Consider the following 19,699-nt stretch of genomic DNA (forward strand, 5'->3'; position numbering starts at 1 on the left):
CATGGAACTGAAAGGCAAACGCGTACTAGTTGTCGGACTCGGCGAGTCCGGACTGGCGATGGCCAAGTGGCTGCATCGCCAGGGAGCCGTCGTGCGCGTCGCCGATTCGCGAGTGAATCCGCCCAACGTCGAGGCGCTGCAGCGCGTGGCGCCGGGGGCTGAACTGCTGGCCGGGCCGTTCGCCGCTGAAACCTTCGTGTGGCCCGAACTGGTCGCCCTGTCACCGGGCGTGCCCAAGGCGACGCCGGAAATCGCCGCCGTCGCCGACAAGCTGGTGTCCGAAATTGAACTGTTCGCCGCCGGCGTGCGCGAGCAGGTGCCCGGCTCGCTGATCGTCGCCATCACTGGCAGCAACGGCAAGACGACGACCACGGCGCTGACCGCCCACCTGCTCAACGGCGCCGGCGTGCCGGCCGTCGCCTGCGGCAACATCTCGCCGTCGGCGCTCGATGCCTTGATGGATGCGCAGGATGCTGGGTTCCTGCCGGAGGTGTGGGTGGTCGAGCTGTCCAGCTTCCAGCTCGAAACGACGCATCACCTGAAGGCCGCCGCCGCCACGGTGCTCAACGTCTCGGAAGATCATCTCGATCGTTATGAAGGCAGCCTGGCCAACTACGCCGCCGCCAAGTCGCGCGTCTTCCAGGGCAAGGGCGCGATGATCCTCAACCGTGACGACGACTGGTCGATGGGCAACGGCCGCTGCGGCCGAAAGATGATCACCTTCGGCCTCAACCCGGCGCCGCGCGGCGTCGATTACGGTTTTGCCGACGGCGCCATCGTGCGCGGCAAGGAAGCGCTGGTCGCGCTGGCTGACCTGCAACTGTCTGGCCTGCACAATGCCGCCAACGCCATGGCCGCCCTGGCCCTGTGCGAGGCGGTCGGCGTTGCGCCGCAACGTCTGGTCGCGCCGCTGAAGGGGTTCAAGGGCCTGCCGCATCGCGTCGAAACCGTGGCCGAAATCGGCGGCGTCCTCTATGTCGACGATTCCAAAGGCACCAATGTCGGCGCCACGCTCGCTGCTATCGAGGGCATGGGCCGCAAGGTCGCCATCGTCCTTGGTGGCGACGGCAAGGGGCAGGATTTTTCACCGCTCAAGCCGGCGCTGGAAAAGCATGGCCGCGCCATCGCCCTGATTGGCCGCGACGCCGCCGCCATCGGCATGGCCCTCGAAGGCAGCGGTGTGCCGACTCGCATCGTCGGCGACATGGAAGCCGCCGTGCGCTGGCTGGCCGCCCAGGCCGAAGCCGGCGATTGCGTGCTGTTGTCGCCGGCCTGCGCCAGCCTCGACATGTACAAGAACTACGCCCATCGGGCGCAGGCCTTCATTGACGCGGTGGAGGGCCTGAAGTCATGATGATCGGCGCTCTCGACGCCCCGCGCCGCCAGGTGGCCGAAATCGACTACGCGCTGCTGTGGAGCGTGTTGCTGCTGCTCTTCGCCGGCCTGGTCTTCGTCTATTCGGCGTCCATCGCCATTGCCGAAGGCGGGCGCAGCACCGGCCACCAGCCGGCCTATTACCTGATCCGCCAGGGCGTCTTCCTGTGCATCGGCATGGTCGCCGCGGCGGTGACCTTCCAGATTCCGCTCAAGCTGTGGCAGCGCTACGCCCCCTACCTGTTCATGGCCGGTGTCGTGCTGCTCGCCCTGGTGCTGGTTCCCGGCATCGGCCGCGACGTCAATGGCGCCCGCCGCTGGATCTCGCTCGGCTTCGCCAACCTGCAGCCGTCCGAGCTGATGAAGCTGTTCGCCGTGCTCTACGCTGCCGACTACACGGTGCGCAAGATCAACGTCATGCATGACCTGAAGCAGGCCTTCCTGCCCATGTTCGGCGCCATGGCCATTGTCGGCATGCTGCTCCTCAAGGAGCCGGACTTCGGCGCCTTCGTGGTGATCATCTCCATCGCCATGGGCATCCTCTTCCTCGGCGGCCTCAAGGCCCGCCTGTTCGCCATGCTGATCGTCGGCCTGCTCATCGCCTTCACGATCATGATCATCGTCTCGCCTTACCGGCGCGACCGCGTGTTCGGCTTCATGGACCCGTGGGCCGATGCCTTCGGCCGCGGCTATCAGCTGTCGCATTCGCTGATCGCCTTCGGGCGCGGCGAACTGTTCGGCGTCGGGCTGGGCGCCAGTGTCGAAAAACTGTTCTACCTGCCGGAAGCTCATACCGACTTCCTGCTCGCCGTCATCGCCGAGGAACTCGGTTTCTTCGGCGTGCTGGCGATCATCGCCCTGTTCGCCATCCTCGTGCAGCGCGCCTTCGCCATCGGCCGCCAGTGCGTGCAGCTGGACCGCCTCTACCCGGCGCTGGTCGCCATGGGCATGGGTATCTGGTTCGGCGTGCAGTCCTTCATCAACATGGGCGTGAATATGGGCCTGCTGCCGACCAAGGGCCTGACCCTGCCGCTGATGAGCTTCGGCGGCTCCGGCGTGCTGGCCAACTGCGTGGCGCTGGCCATCCTTCTTCGCGTTGACTGGGAAAATCGCCAATTGATGCGCGGGGGCAAGCTATGAGCAAGACCATCCTCGTCATGGCCGGCGGCACCGGCGGCCACATTTTTCCGGCCCTCGCCGTCGCCCACCAGTTGCGCGACGCCGGCTGGCGCGTCGTCTGGCTGGGCAATCCGGACGGCATGGAAGCCCGGCTGGTGCCGCAGCACGGTTTCGACATGGTCTGGATCAAGTTCTCGGCGCTGCGCGGCAAGGGCATCGTGCGCAAGCTGCTGCTGCCGCTCAATCTGCTGCGCGGCTTCTGGCAAGGCTTGCAGGCCATCCGCCAGGTCAAGCCTGACGTCGTGCTCGGCATGGGCGGCTACATCACTTTTCCGGGCGGCATGATGGCCGCGCTGACCGGCGTGCCGTTGGTCCTGCACGAACAGAATTCGGTGGCCGGACTGGCCAATCGCGTGCTGGCCGGCGTCGCCGACCGCATCGCGACCGGCTTCCCCGAGGTGCTGAACAAGGGAGCCTGGGTGGGCAATCCGGTGCGTCCCGAAATCGCCAAGATCGCCCCGCCGGCCGAGCGCTTCGCCGAACGTAGCGGCGCCCTGCGCATCCTGGTTATCGGCGGCAGCCTGGGCGCCCAGGCGCTCAACGAGATGGTACCCAAGGGCATGGCCCTGCTCGGCGAGGCCGAATTGCCGCAAATCGTCCATCAGGCCGGCGAAAAGCACCTCGAGGCCCTCAAAGCCAATTACGCCGCCGCGGGCGTGGCGGCCCACTGCGTGTCCTTCATCGACGACATGGCTGGCGCCTACGAGTGGGCCGATCTGGTCATCTGCCGGGCCGGCGCGCTGACCATCGCCGAACTGACGGCTGCCGGCGTGGCCAGCATCCTGGTGCCCTTCCCGCATGCGGTGGACGACCACCAGACCGGCAACGCCAAGTTCCTGGTCAAGGTCGGCGGCGCCTTCCTGCTGCCGCAAAGCGAATTGACGCCGGAAGCCGTGGCCCTGATCCGCAATTATTCCCGCGGCCAGTTGCTGGAGATGGCCGAAAAGGCCCGCAGCCTGGCCAAACCCGACGCCACCGGAGATGTGGCCCAACTTTGTTCGGATATTGCCAAATGAAACACAAGGTCAAGAACATCCACTTCGTCGGCGTCGGTGGTTCGGGCATGAGCGGCATTGCCGAAGTGCTCGCCCACCTCGACTTCACGGTCAGCGGCTCCGACATCGCGGCCAGCGCGACGACCCGCCGCCTCGAAGCGGAGGGGGTCAAGGTGATGGTCGGCCACGCCGCCGAGAACATCGTCGGTGCCGACGCACTGGTGGTGTCCACCGCCGTCAAGGCCGACAACCCGGAAGTGGTCGCCGCTCGCGAGAAGAAAATCCCGGTCGTACCGCGCGCCCAGATGCTGGCCGAATTGATGCGCCTGAAGAGCGGCATCGCCATCGCCGGCACGCACGGCAAGACGACAACCACCAGCCTGGTGACCAGCATCCTGGCTGAAGGTGGCATCGATCCGACCTTCGTCATCGGCGGTCGCTTGAACGCCGCCGGCGCCAACGCCCGCCTGGGCAGTGGCGATTTTCTGGTGGCCGAGGCCGACGAGTCGGACGCCTCCTTCCTGTTCCTGTCGCCGGTCATCTCGGTGGTCACCAACATCGACGCCGACCACATGGAAACCTACGGCCACGACTTTGAGCGCCTGAAGACGGCCTTCGTTGATTTCCTGAACCGTCTGCCCTTCTACGGCGTTGCCGTTGTCTGCGGCGACGATGCCAACGTGCGCGACATCATGCGGCGTGTGCCGAAGCAGATCATCACCTACGGTCTGTCGCCGGAAAACAATTTCTACGCCGAGAACATCGTCGCCGAGGATGGCCGCATGCGTTTCGACTGCGTCCGCGTCAATGGCACGACGACGCGCCTGCCCATCGTGCTCAACACGCCGGGCATGCACAACGTGCTCAACGCCCTGGCCGCCATCGCCGTGGCCACCGAAGTGCAGGTGGCCGATGCCGCCATCGTCAAGGCGCTGGCCGAGTTCAAGGGCGTCGGCCGCCGCTTCCAGCGCTACGGCGAAGTAGCCCTGCCGGCCGGCGGCAGCTTCACGCTGGTCGATGACTACGGACACCACCCGGTCGAGATGGCCGCGACGCTGGCCGCTGCCCGTGGCGCCTTCCCGGGGCGCCGGCTGGTGCTGGCTTTCCAGCCGCACCGCTACACGCGCACCCGCGACTGTTTCGAGGATTTCGTCAAGGTGCTGAACACCGTCGATGCGCTGTGTCTGGCTGAAATCTACGCCGCCGGCGAAGCGCCCATCGTCGCCGCCGACGGCCGCTCGCTGGCCCGCGCCCTTCGCGTCACCGGCAAGGTGGAGCCGGTGTTCGTCGAGGATATCGCGGCCATGCCGCAAACGATCATGGATGTCGCCCGTGACGGCGACGTGGTGTTGACCATGGGTGCCGGCTCGATCGGTGCGGTGCCCGGCAAGTTGGTGGAAGGCAAATGAGCAGCAGTTTCGGCAAAGTCGCAGTCCTCTTCGGCGGTACGTCCGCCGAGCGCGAGGTTTCCCTCAATAGCGGTTCGCGCGTGCTGGCCGCCTTGCAAGGGCAGGGCATCGACGTCCATCCCTTCGATCCGGCCACCCAGACCCTGGACGACCTGAAGGGCTACGACCGCGCCTTCATCGCGCTGCACGGCCGCCACGGCGAGGACGGCACCATCCAGGGGGCCCTGGAGGTCATGCACATCCCCTACACCGGCTCCGGCGTGCTGGCCTCCGCGCTGGCCATGGACAAGTTCCGCACCAAGCTGATGTGGCAGGCGGCCGGCCTGCCGGTGCCCGAATACGCGCTGCTCAACGCCGATTCCGATTTTGCGGAAATCGAGGAACAGCTCGGCCTGCCGCTCTTCGTCAAGCCGGCCCGCGAAGGCTCGTCGATCGGCGTCACCAAGGTCAAGGCGCGTGGCGAACTGAAGGCTGCCTATGAAGAGGCTGCCAAGCACGATCCGCTGGTTATCGCCGAAAAGGGCGTGATGGGCGGCGAATACACGGTCGGCATCGTCGGCGACGAGGTGCTGCCCATCATCAAGATCGAGCCGGCTACCGAGTGGTACGACTACGAGGCCAAGTACAACCGTGACGACACCCAATACCTGTGCCCCTGCGGCCTGCCGGAAGCCAAGGAAATGGAAATCCGCAAGGGCGCGCTGGAAGCCTTCCGCATCCTGGGCGGCCGCGGTTGGGGGCGGGTCGATTTCCTGATGGACGAAGAAGGCAATCACTACTACCTGGAAGTGAATACCGCGCCGGGCATGACCGACCATTCGCTGGTGCCGATGGGCGCCCGGGTCGCCGGCATGGAATACCCGGCGCTGGTCCGCCGTGTCCTCGAACTGGCTGCCAACGACTGAGAACGATGCATGTGGAACAAACCGCACCTGCTCAACGCCATCGCCGACCTGCTGATGCTGGTCGCCGCGGCGGCGTTGCTGGCCGCCGCCGCGGTCTGGTTGGTGCGCGTGCCATCCTTGCCGGTGCGCCATGTGGTGTTTGCCGACGCCTTGCCGCATACCAAGCGCGGCGAGGTGGAGCAGGTGCTGCCGGCGGCACTGAAGGGCAATTTCTTCAGCATCAACCTGGAAACGGTGCGCGGCGCGCTGGAGAAGCTGCCCTGGGTGCGCAAGGTGGATATCCGCCGCCTGTGGCCGGACCGGCTGGAAATCAGCGTCGAGGAACACAAGCCGGTGGCGCGCTGGGGCGAGGGGCGGGGCGAGCTGGTGAACAGCTACGGCGAGGTCTTCGCGGCCAGCCTGCCGGAAAGCGAGGCGAGCGCCATGCCGCTGCTCTACGGTCCGCAGGGCACGGCGTCCGAAGTGCTGAAGGAATTCGGCGAACTGGTCGGCACCTTCAAGACGGTCGGCGAGGTGCCGGTGCAGTTGACGCTGTCGCCGCGCCTGGCCTGGGCACTGAAGTTGCAGAACGGCATGTTGGTCGATATCGGCCGCGAACAGCCCAAGTCGCCGGTCGGCGTGCGGCTGGCGCGCTTTATCGAGGTTTATCCGGAAATGGTCGCCAAACGGGCGGTCAGGCCGGCAGTGGTGGATTTGCGGTATCCGAACGGTTTCGCCATGCGAGTGGCGGGCGAGGGGAAGGGAAAGTAAGCATATGAGCAGGGATAACAAGGATCTGGTCGTCGGTCTCGACATCGGCACGTCGAAGATCGTCGCGCTGGTCGCCGAGATCAACAACGAAGGCGCGCTGAACGTCATCGGTATGGGCTCGCAGGATTCGCGCGGCCTGAAGAAGGGCGTCGTGGTGAACATCGAGGAAACGGTGCACACCATCAGCCGCGTCATCCAGGAAGTCGAGCTGATGGCCGACTGCAAGGTGAGCAACGTCTATACGGGCATCGCCGGCAGCCACATCAAGAGCTTCAACTCGAACGGCATGGTGGCGATCAAGGACAAGGAAGTAACGCAAAGCGATGTCGAGCGCGTCATCGAAACCGCCCGCGCCATGCCGATTCCGGCCGACCAGGAAATCCTGCACATCCTCACCCAGGAATTCGTCATCGACGGCCAGGACGGCATTCGCGAGCCGATCGGCATGAGCGGCATGCGACTGGAGGTGAAGACACACATCGTCACCGGCGCCGTGTCGGCCGCCCAGAACATCGTCAAGTGCGTACGCCGCTGCGGCCTGGAAGTGAATGATCTCGTGCTGCAGCCGCTGGCTTCCAGCTACGCGGTGCTGTCCGAGGACGAGAAGGATCTCGGCGTCTGCCTGATTGACATCGGCGGCGGCACCACCGACATCGCGGTGTGGACCCAGGGCGCCATCCGCCACACCTCGGTCATCCCCATCGCCGGCGACCAGGTGACCAACGACATCGCCATGGCCCTGCGCACGCCGACCCGCGAAGCCGAGGACATCAAGTGCAAGTACGGCTGCGCCCTGTCGCAACTGGCCGACGTCAACGAAAGCCTCGACGTGGCCGGCGTCGACGACCGGCCGAGCCGCAGCCTGAGCCGCCGCGCGCTGGCCGACGTGATCCAGCCGCGCGTCGAGGAACTGTACGAACTGATCCAGAACGAGCTGCGCCGCGCCGGCTTCGAGGAAGTGCTGTCCTCCGGCATCGTGCTGACCGGCGGCGCCAGCGTCATGCCGGGCATGGTCGAGTTGGGCGAGGAAATCTTCCACATGCCGGTTCGCCTCGGCAACCCGAAATACCAGGGCAGCCTGGCCGACGTCGTGCAAAGCCCGCGCTTCTCGACGGCTTTCGGCCTGCTGCTCGAAGCGCAGGCCCAGCGCAAGCGCGGCCAGAAGATTCAGGAAAAGCAGGGCATCAAGGATGTCTTTTCCAGTATGAAAGATTGGTTCGTCAAGAACTTTTGATATTTGAATTTAAACGGTTTTTTCAGAGGAGGTAGTCATGTTTGAGATCATCGAGAAGGACGAGGAAGTGGGCACCATCATCAAAGTGTTCGGCGTCGGCGGTGCCGGCGGCAATGCTATCGAACACATGATCAACGAAGGCGTGAACGGCGTTGAATTCATCGCCGCCAACACCGATGCGCAGGCCCTGAGCCGCAATGCTGCATCGAGCAAGCTGTCGCTCGGCAAGAGCGGCCTCGGTGCCGGCGCCAAGCCGGAAAAGGGCCAGGAAGCCGCCCAGGCGCACCGCGACGAAATCCGCGCTTCGCTGGAAGGCGCCCACATGGCCTTCATCACCGCCGGCATGGGCGGTGGCACGGGTACCGGCGCTGCCCCGGTAGTCGCCGAAATCGCCCGTGAAATGGGCATCCTGACCGTCGGCGTGGTCACCAAGCCGTTCAGCTTCGAAGGCGGCAAGCGCCTGAAGGCGGCCGAAGCCGGTATCGCCGAATTTTCCAAGCACGTCGATTCGCTGATCGTCATCCTCAACGACAAGCTGATGGAAGTCATGGGCGACGATGCCGATGTCGACGATTGCTTCAAGGCAGCCGATGACGTGCTGAAGAACGCCGTCGGTGGCATTGCCGAAATCATCACCTACCCGGGCCTGGTCAACGTCGACTTCGAAGACGTGCGCACGGTCATGGGTGAAATGGGCCGCGCCATGATGGGCTCCGCCGCCGCTGCCGGCGTCGATCGCGCCCGCATCGCCGCCGAACAGGCCGTCGCCTCGCCGCTGCTCGAAGGCGTCAATCTGTCCGGTGCCAAGGGCGTCCTGGTGAATATCACCGCCGCCAAGGGCAACCTGAAGATGAAGGAAGTCAACGAAGTGATGAATACCGTCAAGGCCTTCGCTGCCGAAGACGCCCACATCATCTTCGGTGCGGTTTACGACGAACTGATGGGCGACGCCCTGCGTGTCACCGTGGTCGCCACCGGCCTCGGCCAGGCAGCCGCCGCCGTACGCAGCAAGCCGGAAGTATTCACCCAGCCGGTGCTGGTCCAGGCCCAGGCTACCGGTACGCATGATGCCGTGGCGTTCGGCTCGACGCCGGACTATTCGCATCTGGATGTGCCGGCTGTACTGCGCGGCCGTGGCCAACGCGGTGGCAACAGCGCTACCGTCGAAGCCCTGGCCAACAGTGGCGTTGACCGTTACGACATCCCGGCTTTCCTGCGCAAACAGGCGGATTAAAGCGTAACAAAAGCTTTCTCTGAAAAAGGGCGGTGACGGCTTGTGTTACAATCCGTCACCTTCCCCAATCATTCAAGTACTTAGCATGCTCAAGCAACGCACGCTCAAGACGGTTATTCGCGCCTCAGGTGTCGGCCTGCATGGCGGCGTCAAGGTCAATATGACCCTGCGCCCGGCAGCTCCGGATACCGGCATCGTCTTCCGTCGCGTCGATCTGCCCGAGCCGCTCGACATTCCGGCCAAGGCCTTCATGGTCGGCGATACGCGCATGTGCTCCTGTCTGGAAAAGGACGGGGTGAAGGTAGGTACCATCGAACACCTGATGTCGGCCCTTGCCGGGCTGGGCATCGACAACGCCTGGATCGACCTGGATGCGCCGGAAGTGCCCATTCTCGACGGTTCGGCCGCGCCTTTCGTTTTCCTGATCCAGTCCGCTGGCATCGAGGAGCAGGAGGCCGCCAAGAAGTTCATACGCGTCACCCGGCCCATCGAGGTCAGGGATGGCGACAAGTGGGCGCGTTTCGTGCCCTACGACGGCTACAAGCTGGCCTTTTCCATCGTCTTCAATCACCCGGCCATCGACAAATCGGCGCAGAAGGCCGAAATCGACTTCGCCGAGCAGTCCTATGTCCGCGAAGTGTCGCGCGCCCGTACCTTCGGCTTCATGCAGGAAGTCGAATACCTGCGCGAAAACGGCCTGGCGCTGGGCGGCGGCCTGGAAAACGCCATCGTCCTCGACGAATTCCGCGTCCTGAACCAGGATGGCCTGCGCTACGGCGACGAGTTCGTGAAGCACAAGATTCTCGATGCCGTCGGCGACCTCTATCTGCTCGGTCATCCGCTACTCGCCGCCTATTCGTCCCACAAGGGCGGCCATGCGCTGAACAACCAGCTGGCGCGCGCCCTGCTCGAGCAGCAGGAGGCTTGGGAATTCGCTACCTTCGACGTCGCGGAGCAGGCGCCGAGCGGCGTCACCCGCTGGCTGGCCCAGGCCGCCTAAGCATCCATGTGGCTGCTGCGTCTGCTGGCAGTCATGGTCGTGATCGCCATCGGCACCGGCCTGGTGGTCTACGCCTTCACCGGTAATCGCAACTATCTGGCCTTCAGCTGGCGGCTGTTCCGCTACGCGGTCGTCTTCGCCCTGCTGATTTTTGCGCTGATGTTCGTCGAGCGCCTGGCCATCATTCCGTTCTAGCCGCCCGTTCCAGCAGCCTGTCGAGGGCATCGCGCAGCGGCCCTTTGGGCAAACTTTCCGCGGTCGACTGCAACATGCCAAAAGCCTTGACGGAGAGTGGTTTCAAAGTTGAAGTCGTTGATTGGTAAGTAATTTGTCTGGGTTGCACTTTGACTTCCATGTCGCTACACTGCGTCCCTCCTTTGGATAACTCGTCGCACAAACGCTGACTCATCTGGCGAATTTTGGCGGCGACCGCGCCGTTATCGGTGTGGATAACGATTTTCCCCGACTTGTAGTTGGCAACGCGTGCGGCGTGGCGCAGCCCGGCTGGGGCTATTGCTTCGAAGCGGCGTGAGAGCTTTTGCAGCAGGCGCGCGTGAGCCATGACCCGGCTCGCTGCCGCGTCGCTGTTGAGGTATTGCTCTGGCCCTTTGTACATGGAGGTTCCGTGCAGATTATTCTGGTTTCGCGCCATCTGAAGGCGGCGCGCACTATCACCATTATGCCTCGCCACGTGGCGGCGACGCTGTTCGTCTTGCTCGCCGTGGTGCTGTCTACCTCGGCGCTGTTGTCCTGGCTGTCGGTGCACCTGCGCCTGCCGCTGATCGAGGATCTGCTGGTTACCCGGCAACTGCAGGAAATGCGGAAAACGCGCGACCATCTCGACAACAATCTGCAGTTGATGGCCACCCGCCTCGGCGAGCTGCAGGCCCAGGTGCTGCAGCTCGACGTCCTCGGCGATCGCCTTTCCGGCGCTGCCGGCATCAAGCGTGAGCATCCGGCCGATACGCTCAAGGCGGCGCAGGGCGGTCCGTATGTGCCGGCGCCGATGAACGCCACCGAGTTGCAGCGGGAAATAGAACGTCTGGCGACCGCGCTCGATCAGCGCAGCGACGATCTGGCCTATCTCGAAATCAAGCTGCTCGAAAAACGCGTCAAGGATCGTCTGTTGCCGACCACGCTGCCGGTCAAGGACGCCTATCTCGGCTCGCCGTTCGGCCATCGCGAAGATCCGATCGCCGGCCTGCGCGCCATGCACGAGGGCATCGATTTCAATGCCGAAACCGGCACCCCGGTCGTCGCCGCGGCCGACGGCGTGGTGCTCTCGGCCAGCTACCATCCCGATTTCGGCAACGTCATCGATATCGACCACGGCGACGGCCTGACTTCCCGCTATGCCCATCTGTCGCGCATGGACATCAGGCCGGCCGCGCTGGTCAAGCGCGGCGAGCGCATCGGCGCCGTGGGGACGACCGGTCGGTCGACCGGTGCGCATCTGCATTTCGAGGTGCGCATGCAGGGCGTCGCCCAGAATCCGGCATTTTTCCTGAAGCAAGGGAGCGAATACGCCCAGGTCAAGCGCCGCTAGCCTGATCCGTATGGTCTTGATTTAGGTCGTCATCATCGGGGGGGAGGGGCGTGCTAGAATCGACGCTTTGCCGCCACCCGCGCAACCACCTACCATCGCGATGATATCCGGCCTACTCAAGAAGATTTTCGGCAGCCGCAACGACCGGCTGATCAAGCAATATTCCCAGACCGTCAAGCGCATCAATGCGTTCGAGTCGGCCCTGCAGGCGCTCTCCGACGAGCAATTGCAGGCCAAGACCGACGAGTTCCGCCAGCGCCACGCCAACGGCGAGTCGCTCGACGACCTGCTGCCGGAAGCCTTTGCCGTCGTCCGCGAGGCCGGCAAGCGCGTCCTCGGCATGCGCCACTTCGACGTCCAGATGATCGGCGGCATGGTCCTGCACTACGGCAAGATCGCCGAAATGCGGACCGGCGAAGGCAAGACCCTGGTCGGCACGCTGCCCGCCTACCTGAATGCCATTTCCGGCCAGGGCGTCCATGTCATCACGGTCAACGACTACCTGGCGACCCGTGACTCCGAGTGGATGGGGCGCTTGCACCGCTTCCTAGGCCTGACCGTCGGCGTCAACCTGTCGCAGATGGATCACGAGGCCAAGCAGGCCGCCTACGCCGCCGACATCACCTACGGCACCAATAACGAATTCGGCTTCGACTACCTGCGCGACAACATGGTCTATGCCGCCGACCAGCGCGTGCAGCGCGGCCTGAATTTCGCCATCGTTGACGAAGTGGACTCCATCCTGATCGACGAAGCGCGGACGCCGCTGATCATCTCCGGCCAGGCCGACGACCATACCGACCTCTACCTGCAGATGAAGTCGGTGGTGCCGCAACTGACCCGCGCCATGGAAGAGAATGGCGAAGGCGACTACTGGGTGGACGAGAAGGGCCATCAGGTCCATCTGTCGGAGGCCGGCTACGAACACGCCGAGCAACTGCTCGCCGAGCATGGACTGCTCAAGGAAGGCTCCAGCCTCTACGACGCCGCCAACATTTCGCTGATGCACCACCTGAACGCCGCCCTGCGCGCGCTGTCGCTGTTCCACAAGGACCAGCACTACGTCGTGCAGAACGGCGAAGTGGTCATCGTCGACGAATTCACCGGCCGCCTGATGGCCGGTCGCCGCTGGTCGGACGGCCTGCACCAGGCCGTCGAAGCCAAGGAAGGCGTGGAAATCCAGGCCGAGAACCAGACCCTGGCCTCGATCACCTTCCAGAACTATTTTCGGATGTACGCCCGCCTGTCCGGCATGACCGGCACGGCCGACACCGAAGCCTACGAATTCCAGCAGATTTACGGCCTGGAAACCGTCGTCATCCCGACCCATCGGCCGATGGTGCGCAAGGACATGAACGACCTGGTGTACAAGACGGCCGACGAAAAGCACGCGGCGATCATCGCCGACATCAAGGATTGCTCGAAGCGCGGCCAGCCGGTGCTGGTCGGCACCACGTCGATCGAGAATTCCGAATTGCTGTCGCACCTGCTCGACCAGGAAAAGCTGGCGCACCAGGTGCTCAACGCCAAGCAGCACGCCCGGGAAGCCGAAATCGTCGCCGAAGCCGGTCGTCCGGGAATGATCACCATCGCCACCAACATGGCCGGTCGTGGTACCGACATCGTGCTCGGCGGCAATATCCAGAAGCAGATCGACGCCGTCGCCAACGACGAGGCGCTGGCAGCCGCCGATAAGGACGCCCAGATCGCCGCGCTGCGCGCCGACTGGCAGAAGGTGCATGAGCAGGTCCTGGCTTCCGGCGGCCTGCACATCATCGGTTCCGAACGCCACGAGTCGCGCCGTATCGACAATCAGCTGCGCGGTCGCGCCGGCCGCCAGGGCGATGCCGGTTCCTCGCGCTTCTACCTGTCGCTCGACGACCAACTGCTGCGCATCTTCGCTGGCGAGCGCCTGCGCGCCATCATGGACAAGCTGAAGATGCCGGAAGGCGAGGCCATCGAGCATCCGCTCGTTACCCGCTCGCTGGAATCGGCGCAGCGCAAGGTCGAGGCCCGCAACTTCGACATTCGCAAGCAATTGCTGGAATACGACGACGTCTCCAACGACCAGCGCAAGGTGATCTACCACCAGCGCAACGAATTGCTGGAAACCGACGATATTTCCGAAACCATCACCGCCATGCGCCAGAGCGTCATCGTCGAAACCTTCCGCGCCTATGTGCCGGAAGAGTCGGTCGAAGAGCAATGGGACATGGAGGGCCTGGAGCGGGCCCTGGCTTCCGAACTGCAGATCACCGCCCCGGTTGCCGAATGGTTCAAGAACGAGCCGACGCTGTCCGACGAGGAAATCCTCGAGCGCATCATCAAGGGTGCCGACGAGGTTTACCAGGCCAAGGTCGAACTGGTCGGTGCGCCGAACTTCCATCAGTTCGAACGCAATGTCATGCTGCAGAGCCTGGACAGCCACTGGCGCGAGCACCTGGCGGCGCTCGATCATCTGCGCCAGGGCATCCACCTGCGCGGCTATGCTCAGAAGAACCCGAAGCAGGAATACAAGCGTGAAGCCTTCGAACTGTTCGAAGGACTGCTCGACCTGGTTCGCCGTGAAGTGACCCGTATCGTCTATACCGTGCAGATTCGTTCGCAGGAAGACGTCGAGGAAACCGCGCCGCACGCCGAAGTCCAGAACGTGCAGTACCAGCACGCCGGTTACGACGAAGCGCTGGGCGAGGGTGAGGCGCAGCCGCAGGCTGTGCCGCCGGGTGATGCCGGGCCGAAGATCGGCCGCAACGATCCCTGCCCCTGCGGTTCGGGCAAGAAATACAAGCACTGCCACGGAAAGCTGTCCTGATCTGACCCCCAAGGCACCCCAGGGTGCCTTGATGCTTTTGGAGCCAAGAGAATGCCTGTCAATTACGCCACGCCTGCTGCCGATCAACTGTTTCCGGTCGCCGGTGTCCGTCTCGGTGTCGCCGAAGCCGAAATCCGCAAGAAAAATCGCCGCGACCTGACCCTGGTCGCCCTCGATGATGGCTGCACGGTGGCCGGCGTATTTACGCAGAACCGCTTCTGCGCGGCGCCGGTACAGCTGTGCCGCAACCATCTGGCCGCCGGCAAGGCCATCCGCGCCCTGGTCATCAATACCGGCATCGCCAACGCCGGCACCGGCGAACCGGGCCGCCAGACGGCCCAGGCTTCCTGCAACGCCGTGGCCGAACTGCTCGGCGTCAACGCCGACCAAGTGCTGCCCTTCTCGACCGGCGTCATTCTCGAACCGCTGCCGGTCGATCGCCTGAAAGCCGGCCTGCCGGCCGCCCAGGCCGATCTGAAGGCCGACAACTGGCATGCCGCCGCGCACGCCATCATGACCACCGACACCATCGCCAAGGCGGCGTCGCGTCGCGTCACGGTCGGCGGCAAGACGATCAGTATCTCCGGCGTCTCCAAGGGCGCCGGCATGATCAAGCCGAACATGGCGACCATGCTCGGCTTCGTCGCCACCGATGCCGGCATCGCCCAGGGCATGCTCGACAAGCTGGTCAAGGAAGCGGCCGACGCCTCCTTCAACTGCATTACCGTCGATGGCGATACCTCGACCAACGACTCCTTCGTGATGATCGCCACCGGCCAGTCCGGTGCCGCCTTCGCGTCTGAAAGTGATGCCGGCTGGGCCGAGGTCAAGGCCGCCATCGTCGCCGTGGCCGTCGAACTGGCGCAGGCCATCGTCCGCGACGGCGAGGGCGCAACCAAGTTCATCACCGTCGCCGTGCAGGGCGGCAAGAGCGTCGAGGAATGCCGCCAGGTCGGCTACGCCATCGGCCACTCGCCGCTGGTCAAGACCGCTTTCTTCGCCTCCGATCCCAACCTTGGCCGCATCTTGGCCGCCGTCGGCTACGCCGGCATCAGCGATCTCGACGTCGATGGCGTCAAGGTCTGGCTCGACGATGTGCTGGTCGCCGAGAACGGCGGCCGCGCTGCCGCCTATCGCGAGGAAGACGGTGCCCGTGTCATGGCCCAGGCCGAAATCACTGTGCGTGTCGATCTCGGCCGCGGTGCCGTGCAAGCCAATGTTTACACTTGCGATTTCTCGTACGACTACGTCAAGATCAACGCCGACTACCGCTCCTGATCTCCTTTCTGTAGGCATGGCCCGGTTGCCCAAACAAGGCCCGCAACTGCGCGGGCCTTTTGTTGTCTATTTGTGCAATGCATAGCAAAGTTGAGGTCCGCTCCATGAGTGCGTGTAGCAGCCGCGCTCCGGTCGATCTCCGGAGTACCCGTGTGAAATGACTGATGCCAAGCCTTTACTTGCGTTCCTGCTGGAAAGCGAATTCCACGACAAGTATCCGCATCAATTGGTGGCGCGCTTTCCCCATGTTGCCCGGAAGCTTGAGGCGATATGGAATAACCCCGAGGCAGCGGCAGATTATTTCACCGAGCTGATGATTCCCAGCCGGCCAAATCGCCAGGGCTTTCCGCCTGACGTGGCGGCCGAAATCATCTCGTTGAGCATGGCTTTTGACCGGATCGGCCATCTGGTCGCCGCGGAAGAGGTAAGCGCCCCGGAGCCGCCAGCGGCCTTCTATCAGTGGGACCGTGAGCGTCTGGTCAAGGAAATTGAAAGTCAAGGTTTCGCGTTTAACCGGGACGGTTTTGCCAAGGCAGCCGAAGCGGGCAATCACGAGGTCTGCGCGATGTTCGTGCGGGCCGGCTTTGATGTCGATACACGCGATGCCCGGGAATGGACTCCGTTGATGATCGCCGCTTTCCATGGTCGCGAACAATTGGCGCTGATGCTGCTCGAATTCGGTGCCGATGTCTTCGCCACAGACCGGGGTGGTTACAGTCCGCTGCACTGGGCGGCTTTCAGCGGTTATCAGGTGGTCGTGAAACTGCTGCTGGAGCGGGGTGTTTCGGCCAATGTGCTGAGCAACGCCGGGATCAGTCCCCTTCTGCAGGCGGCGGCGCGCGGGCATGAGGCAGTTGTCGGTCTGCTGCTCGAAAGCCAGGCAAATCCGAATCTCACTGCCAGGGACGGGGCCAGTCCCTTGCTCAAGGCGGTTGCCAACGGGCATGCTGAAGTGGCTGAACGGCTGCTCAATGCCGGTGCGTATCGTCATGTGACCCTGGCGGATGGCACGACGCTCGACGACATTGTCGCCAAAGCAAAGGATTGGCGAATCCGCGCTATATTCTGCTGAGTCTCGTTTCAGCTTCCATTTTTATGACTGATATTCGCCGTGACCTGGCCAGGAATACCCTGGCCATCCTGTGCATACTCGGGCTGATCGGCCTCAGCCTGTGGGTATTGCGGCCGTTTCTGGCCGCTGCGGTGTGGGCGGCGATGCTGGTGGTTGCCACCTGGCCGCTCTTTACGGCACTCGAGACGCGTCTCGGCCAGCGGCGGGGTCTGGCGGTGGCGATCATGAGTCTGGGCATGCTGCTCCTGCTGGTGCTGCCGCTGTGGCTGGCGGTCGATACCATCTTCGAGCATTCGGAACAGCTCACCGCCGCCGGCAAGGCGGTGGCGGCCAATGGTCTGCCCCTGCCGCCGGAATGGGTGAAGACCTTGCCGCTGGTCGGCGAGCGGCTGGCGGCGGGCTGGACGCAACTGGCTGCAGGCGGGACGGCCGATATCGTCGCCAAGGCAACGCCCTATGCGGCCGATGCCGGCAAGTGGGTACTCGCCCAGGTCGGCGGTTTCGGCGGCATGCTGATCCAGTTTCTGCTGGTGGTGACTATCTCGGCTATTTTCTATTCGGGGGGCGAAGCCGGCGCTCGCATGGCGCGTCGTTTCGGCCGCCGTCTGGCCGGTGAGCGGGGTGAGAATTCGATCATCCTGGCCGGGCAGGCCATCCGCGGCGTGGCGCTCGGGGTCGGTGTCACGGCCATCGTTCAGACTGTCCTCGGCGGCATCGGCCTGGCCGTGGCCGGCGTGCCGCTGGCCTCGCTGCTGTCGGCCGTGATGCTGATGCTGTGCATCGCCCAGGTCGGGCCGATCCCGGTCCTGCTGCCGGCTGTCGGCTGGATGTACTGGACCGGCGATACCGGCTGGGCGACTTTCCTGCTGGTATGGAGCCTGATCGTCGCCAGCCTCGACAACTTCCTGCGCCCGATGCTGATCAAGCGCGGCGCCGACCTGCCGCTGCTCCTCATCTTCGCCGGCGTCATCGGCGGCATGCTCGGTTTCGGACTGATCGGTATTTTCGTCGGGCCGGTCGTGCTGGCGGTGACTTACACGCTGATGCAGGCCTGGGTCGAGGATGCCTTGGGCAGGGACGAGCCGGAAGCGCTGGCCGTCGAGCCGTCAGAGCCGGCGCAGGCGGATAGTCCGGAACCAACCGCCGGCTAGGGCTGGTTGGTCGTATTCGAGCGCCAGTTCTGGCACATCGCGCAATAAATCCTCGAACACCACATCGAGCCGGGTCGCGATGCGGCGCATGAGTGGATTGGCCAAGCGGCGCAACAAAGCGGGCTGGCCGTGGCGTAGGAATTTGTCGAAAACCAGCACGCTGCCGCCGGGTTTGACCACCCGGGCGATTTCACCCAGACAGCGGGCTGGCTCCGGCACCACGGCTAGAATCAGGTGCAGCACGGCGCTGTCGAAGCTGTCATCAGCGAAGGGCAGGCATTGCGCATCGCCCTGGACCGGGGCGAAATCGACCGAACCGGCGCGCGGCAAGGCGCGGCGCAGCATGGCGTGGGTCAGGTCGAGGCCGACGTAATGGTGGCGGCCGGGGAGCAACGGCAGGTCGAGCCCGGTGCCGACACCGGCCAGCAGCACCCGGCCCGGTTCGGCGGGCAAGGCGGCCAGGCTGCGTTGGCGGGCGGACTCGGTGGCCCGGGCGATGGCCGCGTCGTAGAACGGCGCGATCAGCGTATAGGTGTGCCTCAGGCTCAATGCAGGGCGCGCGGGATGGCGAGCACGAATTCAGGGATTTCGGCCTCGAAATGGGTGCCGTCCTCGGCCACCATCTGGTAAGTCCCCTTCATCGTGCCGATCGGCGTCGTCAGAGACGAGCCGCTGGTGTATTCGAAGCTCTCGCCGGGCTGGAGCAGGGGCTGTTTGCCGACCACGCCCAGGCCACGTACTTCCTGCACCTCGTTGTTGGCGTCGGTGATGATCCAGTGCCGGGAAATCAGCTGGGCAGGCACTTCGCCGATGTTCCTGATGGCGATTGTGTAGGCAAAGATGTAGCGGTCATTTTCCGGGTCGGATTGATCCGGGATGAATTGCGGCTGGGGACTGACTTCGATTCGGTACTTGTTGTCGGGCATGGGATAATTTCGTTCGTTATTGTTCAGGAAAGCATCATGTCAGCCAAAGATTACGTCATTGCACCGAGCATTCTGTCCGCCAACTTCGCCAAACTGGGCGAGGAGGTGGCCAACGTCATCGCCTCGGGGGCCGACTGGATTCACTTTGACGTGATGGACAACCATTATGTTCCCAACCTGACCATCGGCCCGCTGGTTTGTGAAGCCATCCGGCCGTGCACCGCGGCGCCGATCGACGTGCACCTGATGGTCAAGCCGGTGGACCGCATCATCCCCGATTTCATCAAGGCCGGGGCCAACATCATCACCTTCCACCCGGAAGCCTCCGAACACATCGACCGCAGCCTGTCGCTGATCCGCGACGGCGGCTGTCAGGGCGGCCTGGTCTTCAATCCCGCCACCCCGCTCGATTACCTGGACTACGTCTTGGATAAGATCGATGTCGTGCTGCTGATGAGCGTCAACCCCGGTTTCGGCGGCCAGAAGTTCATTCCCGGCACGCTGGCCAAGGCACGCCAGGCCCGCGCCAAGCTCGACGCCTATGAGCAGCAGAGCGGCCGGCGCATCCGCCTCGAAATCGACGGTGGCGTGAACACCGCCAACATCGCCGAGATCGCCCGCGCCGGGGTCGATGCTTTCGTCGCCGGGTCGGCCGTCTATGGCGCCGGCAAGGACAGCGATCCGCATCGCTACGATTCCATCGTCGGCGCCTTGCGCGCCGAGTTGGCCAAGGTCTGAGGTCGGCAACGGGCAGGGCGCCACGCCCCGCCTAGATCAATGTCATAATTCGCGGCCAGGCTTTTGCCTGAAGAGTCTTCTTTCCTTTCATCCATG

Annotated in this window: 19 protein-coding genes; 16 read left to right on the forward strand and 3 right to left on the reverse strand. The window is 64.1% G+C overall.

The window, feature by feature from the left end; all coding sequences use genetic code 11:
* Position 1 precedes the first annotated feature (1 nt).
* From murD to LZ012_RS05860, 10 genes are all read left to right on the forward strand, one after another.
* Positions 2-1,354 carry a UDP-N-acetylmuramoyl-L-alanine--D-glutamate ligase gene (gene murD, locus LZ012_RS05815; RefSeq protein ID WP_275708518.1) on the forward strand — a complete coding sequence of 451 codons (1,353 nt, stop codon included), beginning with the start codon at positions 2-4 and terminating at the stop codon, positions 1,352-1,354.
* Positions 1,351-2,514, forward strand: a complete 1,164-nt coding sequence (gene ftsW / locus LZ012_RS05820) for a putative lipid II flippase FtsW (RefSeq protein ID WP_275708520.1) — start codon at positions 1,351-1,353, stop codon at positions 2,512-2,514. Before murD ends, ftsW begins: the two co-directional genes overlap by 4 nt.
* Positions 2,511-3,569, forward strand: a complete 1,059-nt coding sequence (murG, locus tag LZ012_RS05825; RefSeq protein WP_275708523.1) for an undecaprenyldiphospho-muramoylpentapeptide beta-N-acetylglucosaminyltransferase — start codon at positions 2,511-2,513, stop codon at positions 3,567-3,569. Before ftsW ends, murG begins: the two co-directional genes overlap by 4 nt.
* Positions 3,566-4,957: a UDP-N-acetylmuramate--L-alanine ligase gene (gene murC, locus LZ012_RS05830; RefSeq protein ID WP_275708525.1), complete on the forward strand. Its 1,392-nt coding sequence runs from the start codon at positions 3,566-3,568 to the stop codon at positions 4,955-4,957. The genes murG and murC overlap by 4 nt, the downstream gene beginning before the upstream one ends.
* Positions 4,954-5,862, forward strand: a complete 909-nt coding sequence (locus LZ012_RS05835) for a D-alanine--D-alanine ligase (protein ID WP_275708527.1) — start codon at positions 4,954-4,956, stop codon at positions 5,860-5,862. Before murC ends, LZ012_RS05835 begins: the two co-directional genes overlap by 4 nt.
* Before the next feature lie 9 nt (positions 5,863-5,871).
* The gene (locus LZ012_RS05840; RefSeq protein WP_275708529.1) at positions 5,872-6,612 is read left to right on the forward strand and encodes a cell division protein FtsQ/DivIB; all 741 of its coding nucleotides are present in this window, start codon (positions 5,872-5,874) and stop codon (positions 6,610-6,612) included.
* Positions 6,613-6,616: 4 nt separating this feature from the next.
* The gene (gene ftsA, locus LZ012_RS05845; RefSeq protein WP_275708531.1) at positions 6,617-7,846 is read left to right on the forward strand and encodes a cell division protein FtsA; all 1,230 of its coding nucleotides are present in this window, start codon (positions 6,617-6,619) and stop codon (positions 7,844-7,846) included.
* Positions 7,847-7,883: 37 nt separating this feature from the next.
* The gene (ftsZ, locus tag LZ012_RS05850) at positions 7,884-9,080 is read left to right on the forward strand and encodes a cell division protein FtsZ (protein WP_275708533.1); all 1,197 of its coding nucleotides are present in this window, start codon (positions 7,884-7,886) and stop codon (positions 9,078-9,080) included.
* Between the two features lie 85 nt (positions 9,081-9,165).
* On the forward strand, positions 9,166-10,080 hold the full coding sequence (gene lpxC, locus LZ012_RS05855; protein WP_275708535.1) for a UDP-3-O-acyl-N-acetylglucosamine deacetylase: 915 nt from the start codon (positions 9,166-9,168) through the stop codon (positions 10,078-10,080).
* A gap of 6 nt (positions 10,081-10,086) precedes the next feature.
* Positions 10,087-10,275, forward strand: coding sequence for a hypothetical protein (locus tag LZ012_RS05860; RefSeq protein ID WP_275708537.1), 189 nt, complete (start codon positions 10,087-10,089; stop codon positions 10,273-10,275).
* On the opposite strand, the gene LZ012_RS05865 is transcribed toward LZ012_RS05860, so the two are convergent.
* Positions 10,262-10,696, reverse strand: coding sequence for a DciA family protein (locus LZ012_RS05865; protein ID WP_275708539.1), 435 nt, complete (start codon positions 10,694-10,696; stop codon positions 10,262-10,264). The two genes, LZ012_RS05860 and LZ012_RS05865, sit on opposite strands and share 14 nt — an antisense overlap.
* A 9-nt stretch (positions 10,697-10,705) precedes the next feature.
* Here LZ012_RS05865 and LZ012_RS05870 point away from each other — a divergent pair, with 9 nt between their 5' ends.
* The 5 genes from LZ012_RS05870 to ydiK all read left to right on the forward strand — a co-directional run bounded on the left by LZ012_RS05870 (position 10,706) and on the right by ydiK (position 17,939).
* A complete protein-coding gene (locus LZ012_RS05870) occupies positions 10,706-11,626 on the forward strand; it encodes a M23 family metallopeptidase (protein WP_275708541.1) in 921 nt (306 codons plus the stop codon).
* Between the two features lie 100 nt (positions 11,627-11,726).
* The gene (gene secA / locus LZ012_RS05875) at positions 11,727-14,438 is read left to right on the forward strand and encodes a preprotein translocase subunit SecA (RefSeq protein WP_275708544.1); all 2,712 of its coding nucleotides are present in this window, start codon (positions 11,727-11,729) and stop codon (positions 14,436-14,438) included.
* A 51-nt stretch (positions 14,439-14,489) separates the two neighbouring features.
* A complete protein-coding gene (argJ, locus tag LZ012_RS05880) occupies positions 14,490-15,716 on the forward strand; it encodes a bifunctional glutamate N-acetyltransferase/amino-acid acetyltransferase ArgJ (RefSeq protein ID WP_275708546.1) in 1,227 nt (408 codons plus the stop codon).
* A 157-nt stretch (positions 15,717-15,873) separates the two neighbouring features.
* Complete coding sequence (locus LZ012_RS05885; protein WP_275708548.1) at positions 15,874-16,788, forward strand: ankyrin repeat domain-containing protein; 915 nt, start codon at positions 15,874-15,876, stop codon at positions 16,786-16,788.
* A 23-nt stretch (positions 16,789-16,811) separates the two neighbouring features.
* Complete coding sequence (gene ydiK / locus LZ012_RS05890) at positions 16,812-17,939, forward strand: AI-2E family transporter YdiK (protein WP_275708550.1); 1,128 nt, start codon at positions 16,812-16,814, stop codon at positions 17,937-17,939.
* On the opposite strand, the gene LZ012_RS05895 is transcribed toward ydiK, so the two are convergent.
* Positions 17,895-18,488, reverse strand: coding sequence for a class I SAM-dependent methyltransferase (locus tag LZ012_RS05895; protein WP_275708552.1), 594 nt, complete (start codon positions 18,486-18,488; stop codon positions 17,895-17,897). The genes ydiK and LZ012_RS05895 overlap by 45 nt on opposite strands.
* Entirely contained in the window at positions 18,485-18,865 is a 381-nt protein-coding gene (apaG, locus tag LZ012_RS05900; RefSeq protein ID WP_275708554.1) for a Co2+/Mg2+ efflux protein ApaG, read from the reverse strand. The genes LZ012_RS05895 and apaG overlap by 4 nt, the downstream gene beginning before the upstream one ends.
* Before the next feature lie 36 nt (positions 18,866-18,901).
* On the opposite strand from apaG, the gene rpe reads away from it, so the two are divergent.
* Complete coding sequence (gene rpe / locus LZ012_RS05905; RefSeq protein ID WP_275708556.1) at positions 18,902-19,603, forward strand: ribulose-phosphate 3-epimerase; 702 nt, start codon at positions 18,902-18,904, stop codon at positions 19,601-19,603.
* Positions 19,604-19,699: the final 96 nt, after the last annotated feature.

The organism is Dechloromonas hankyongensis (assembly GCF_022012295.1).
GTDB classification, from domain to species: domain Bacteria; phylum Pseudomonadota; class Gammaproteobacteria; order Burkholderiales; family Rhodocyclaceae; genus Azonexus; species Azonexus hankyongensis.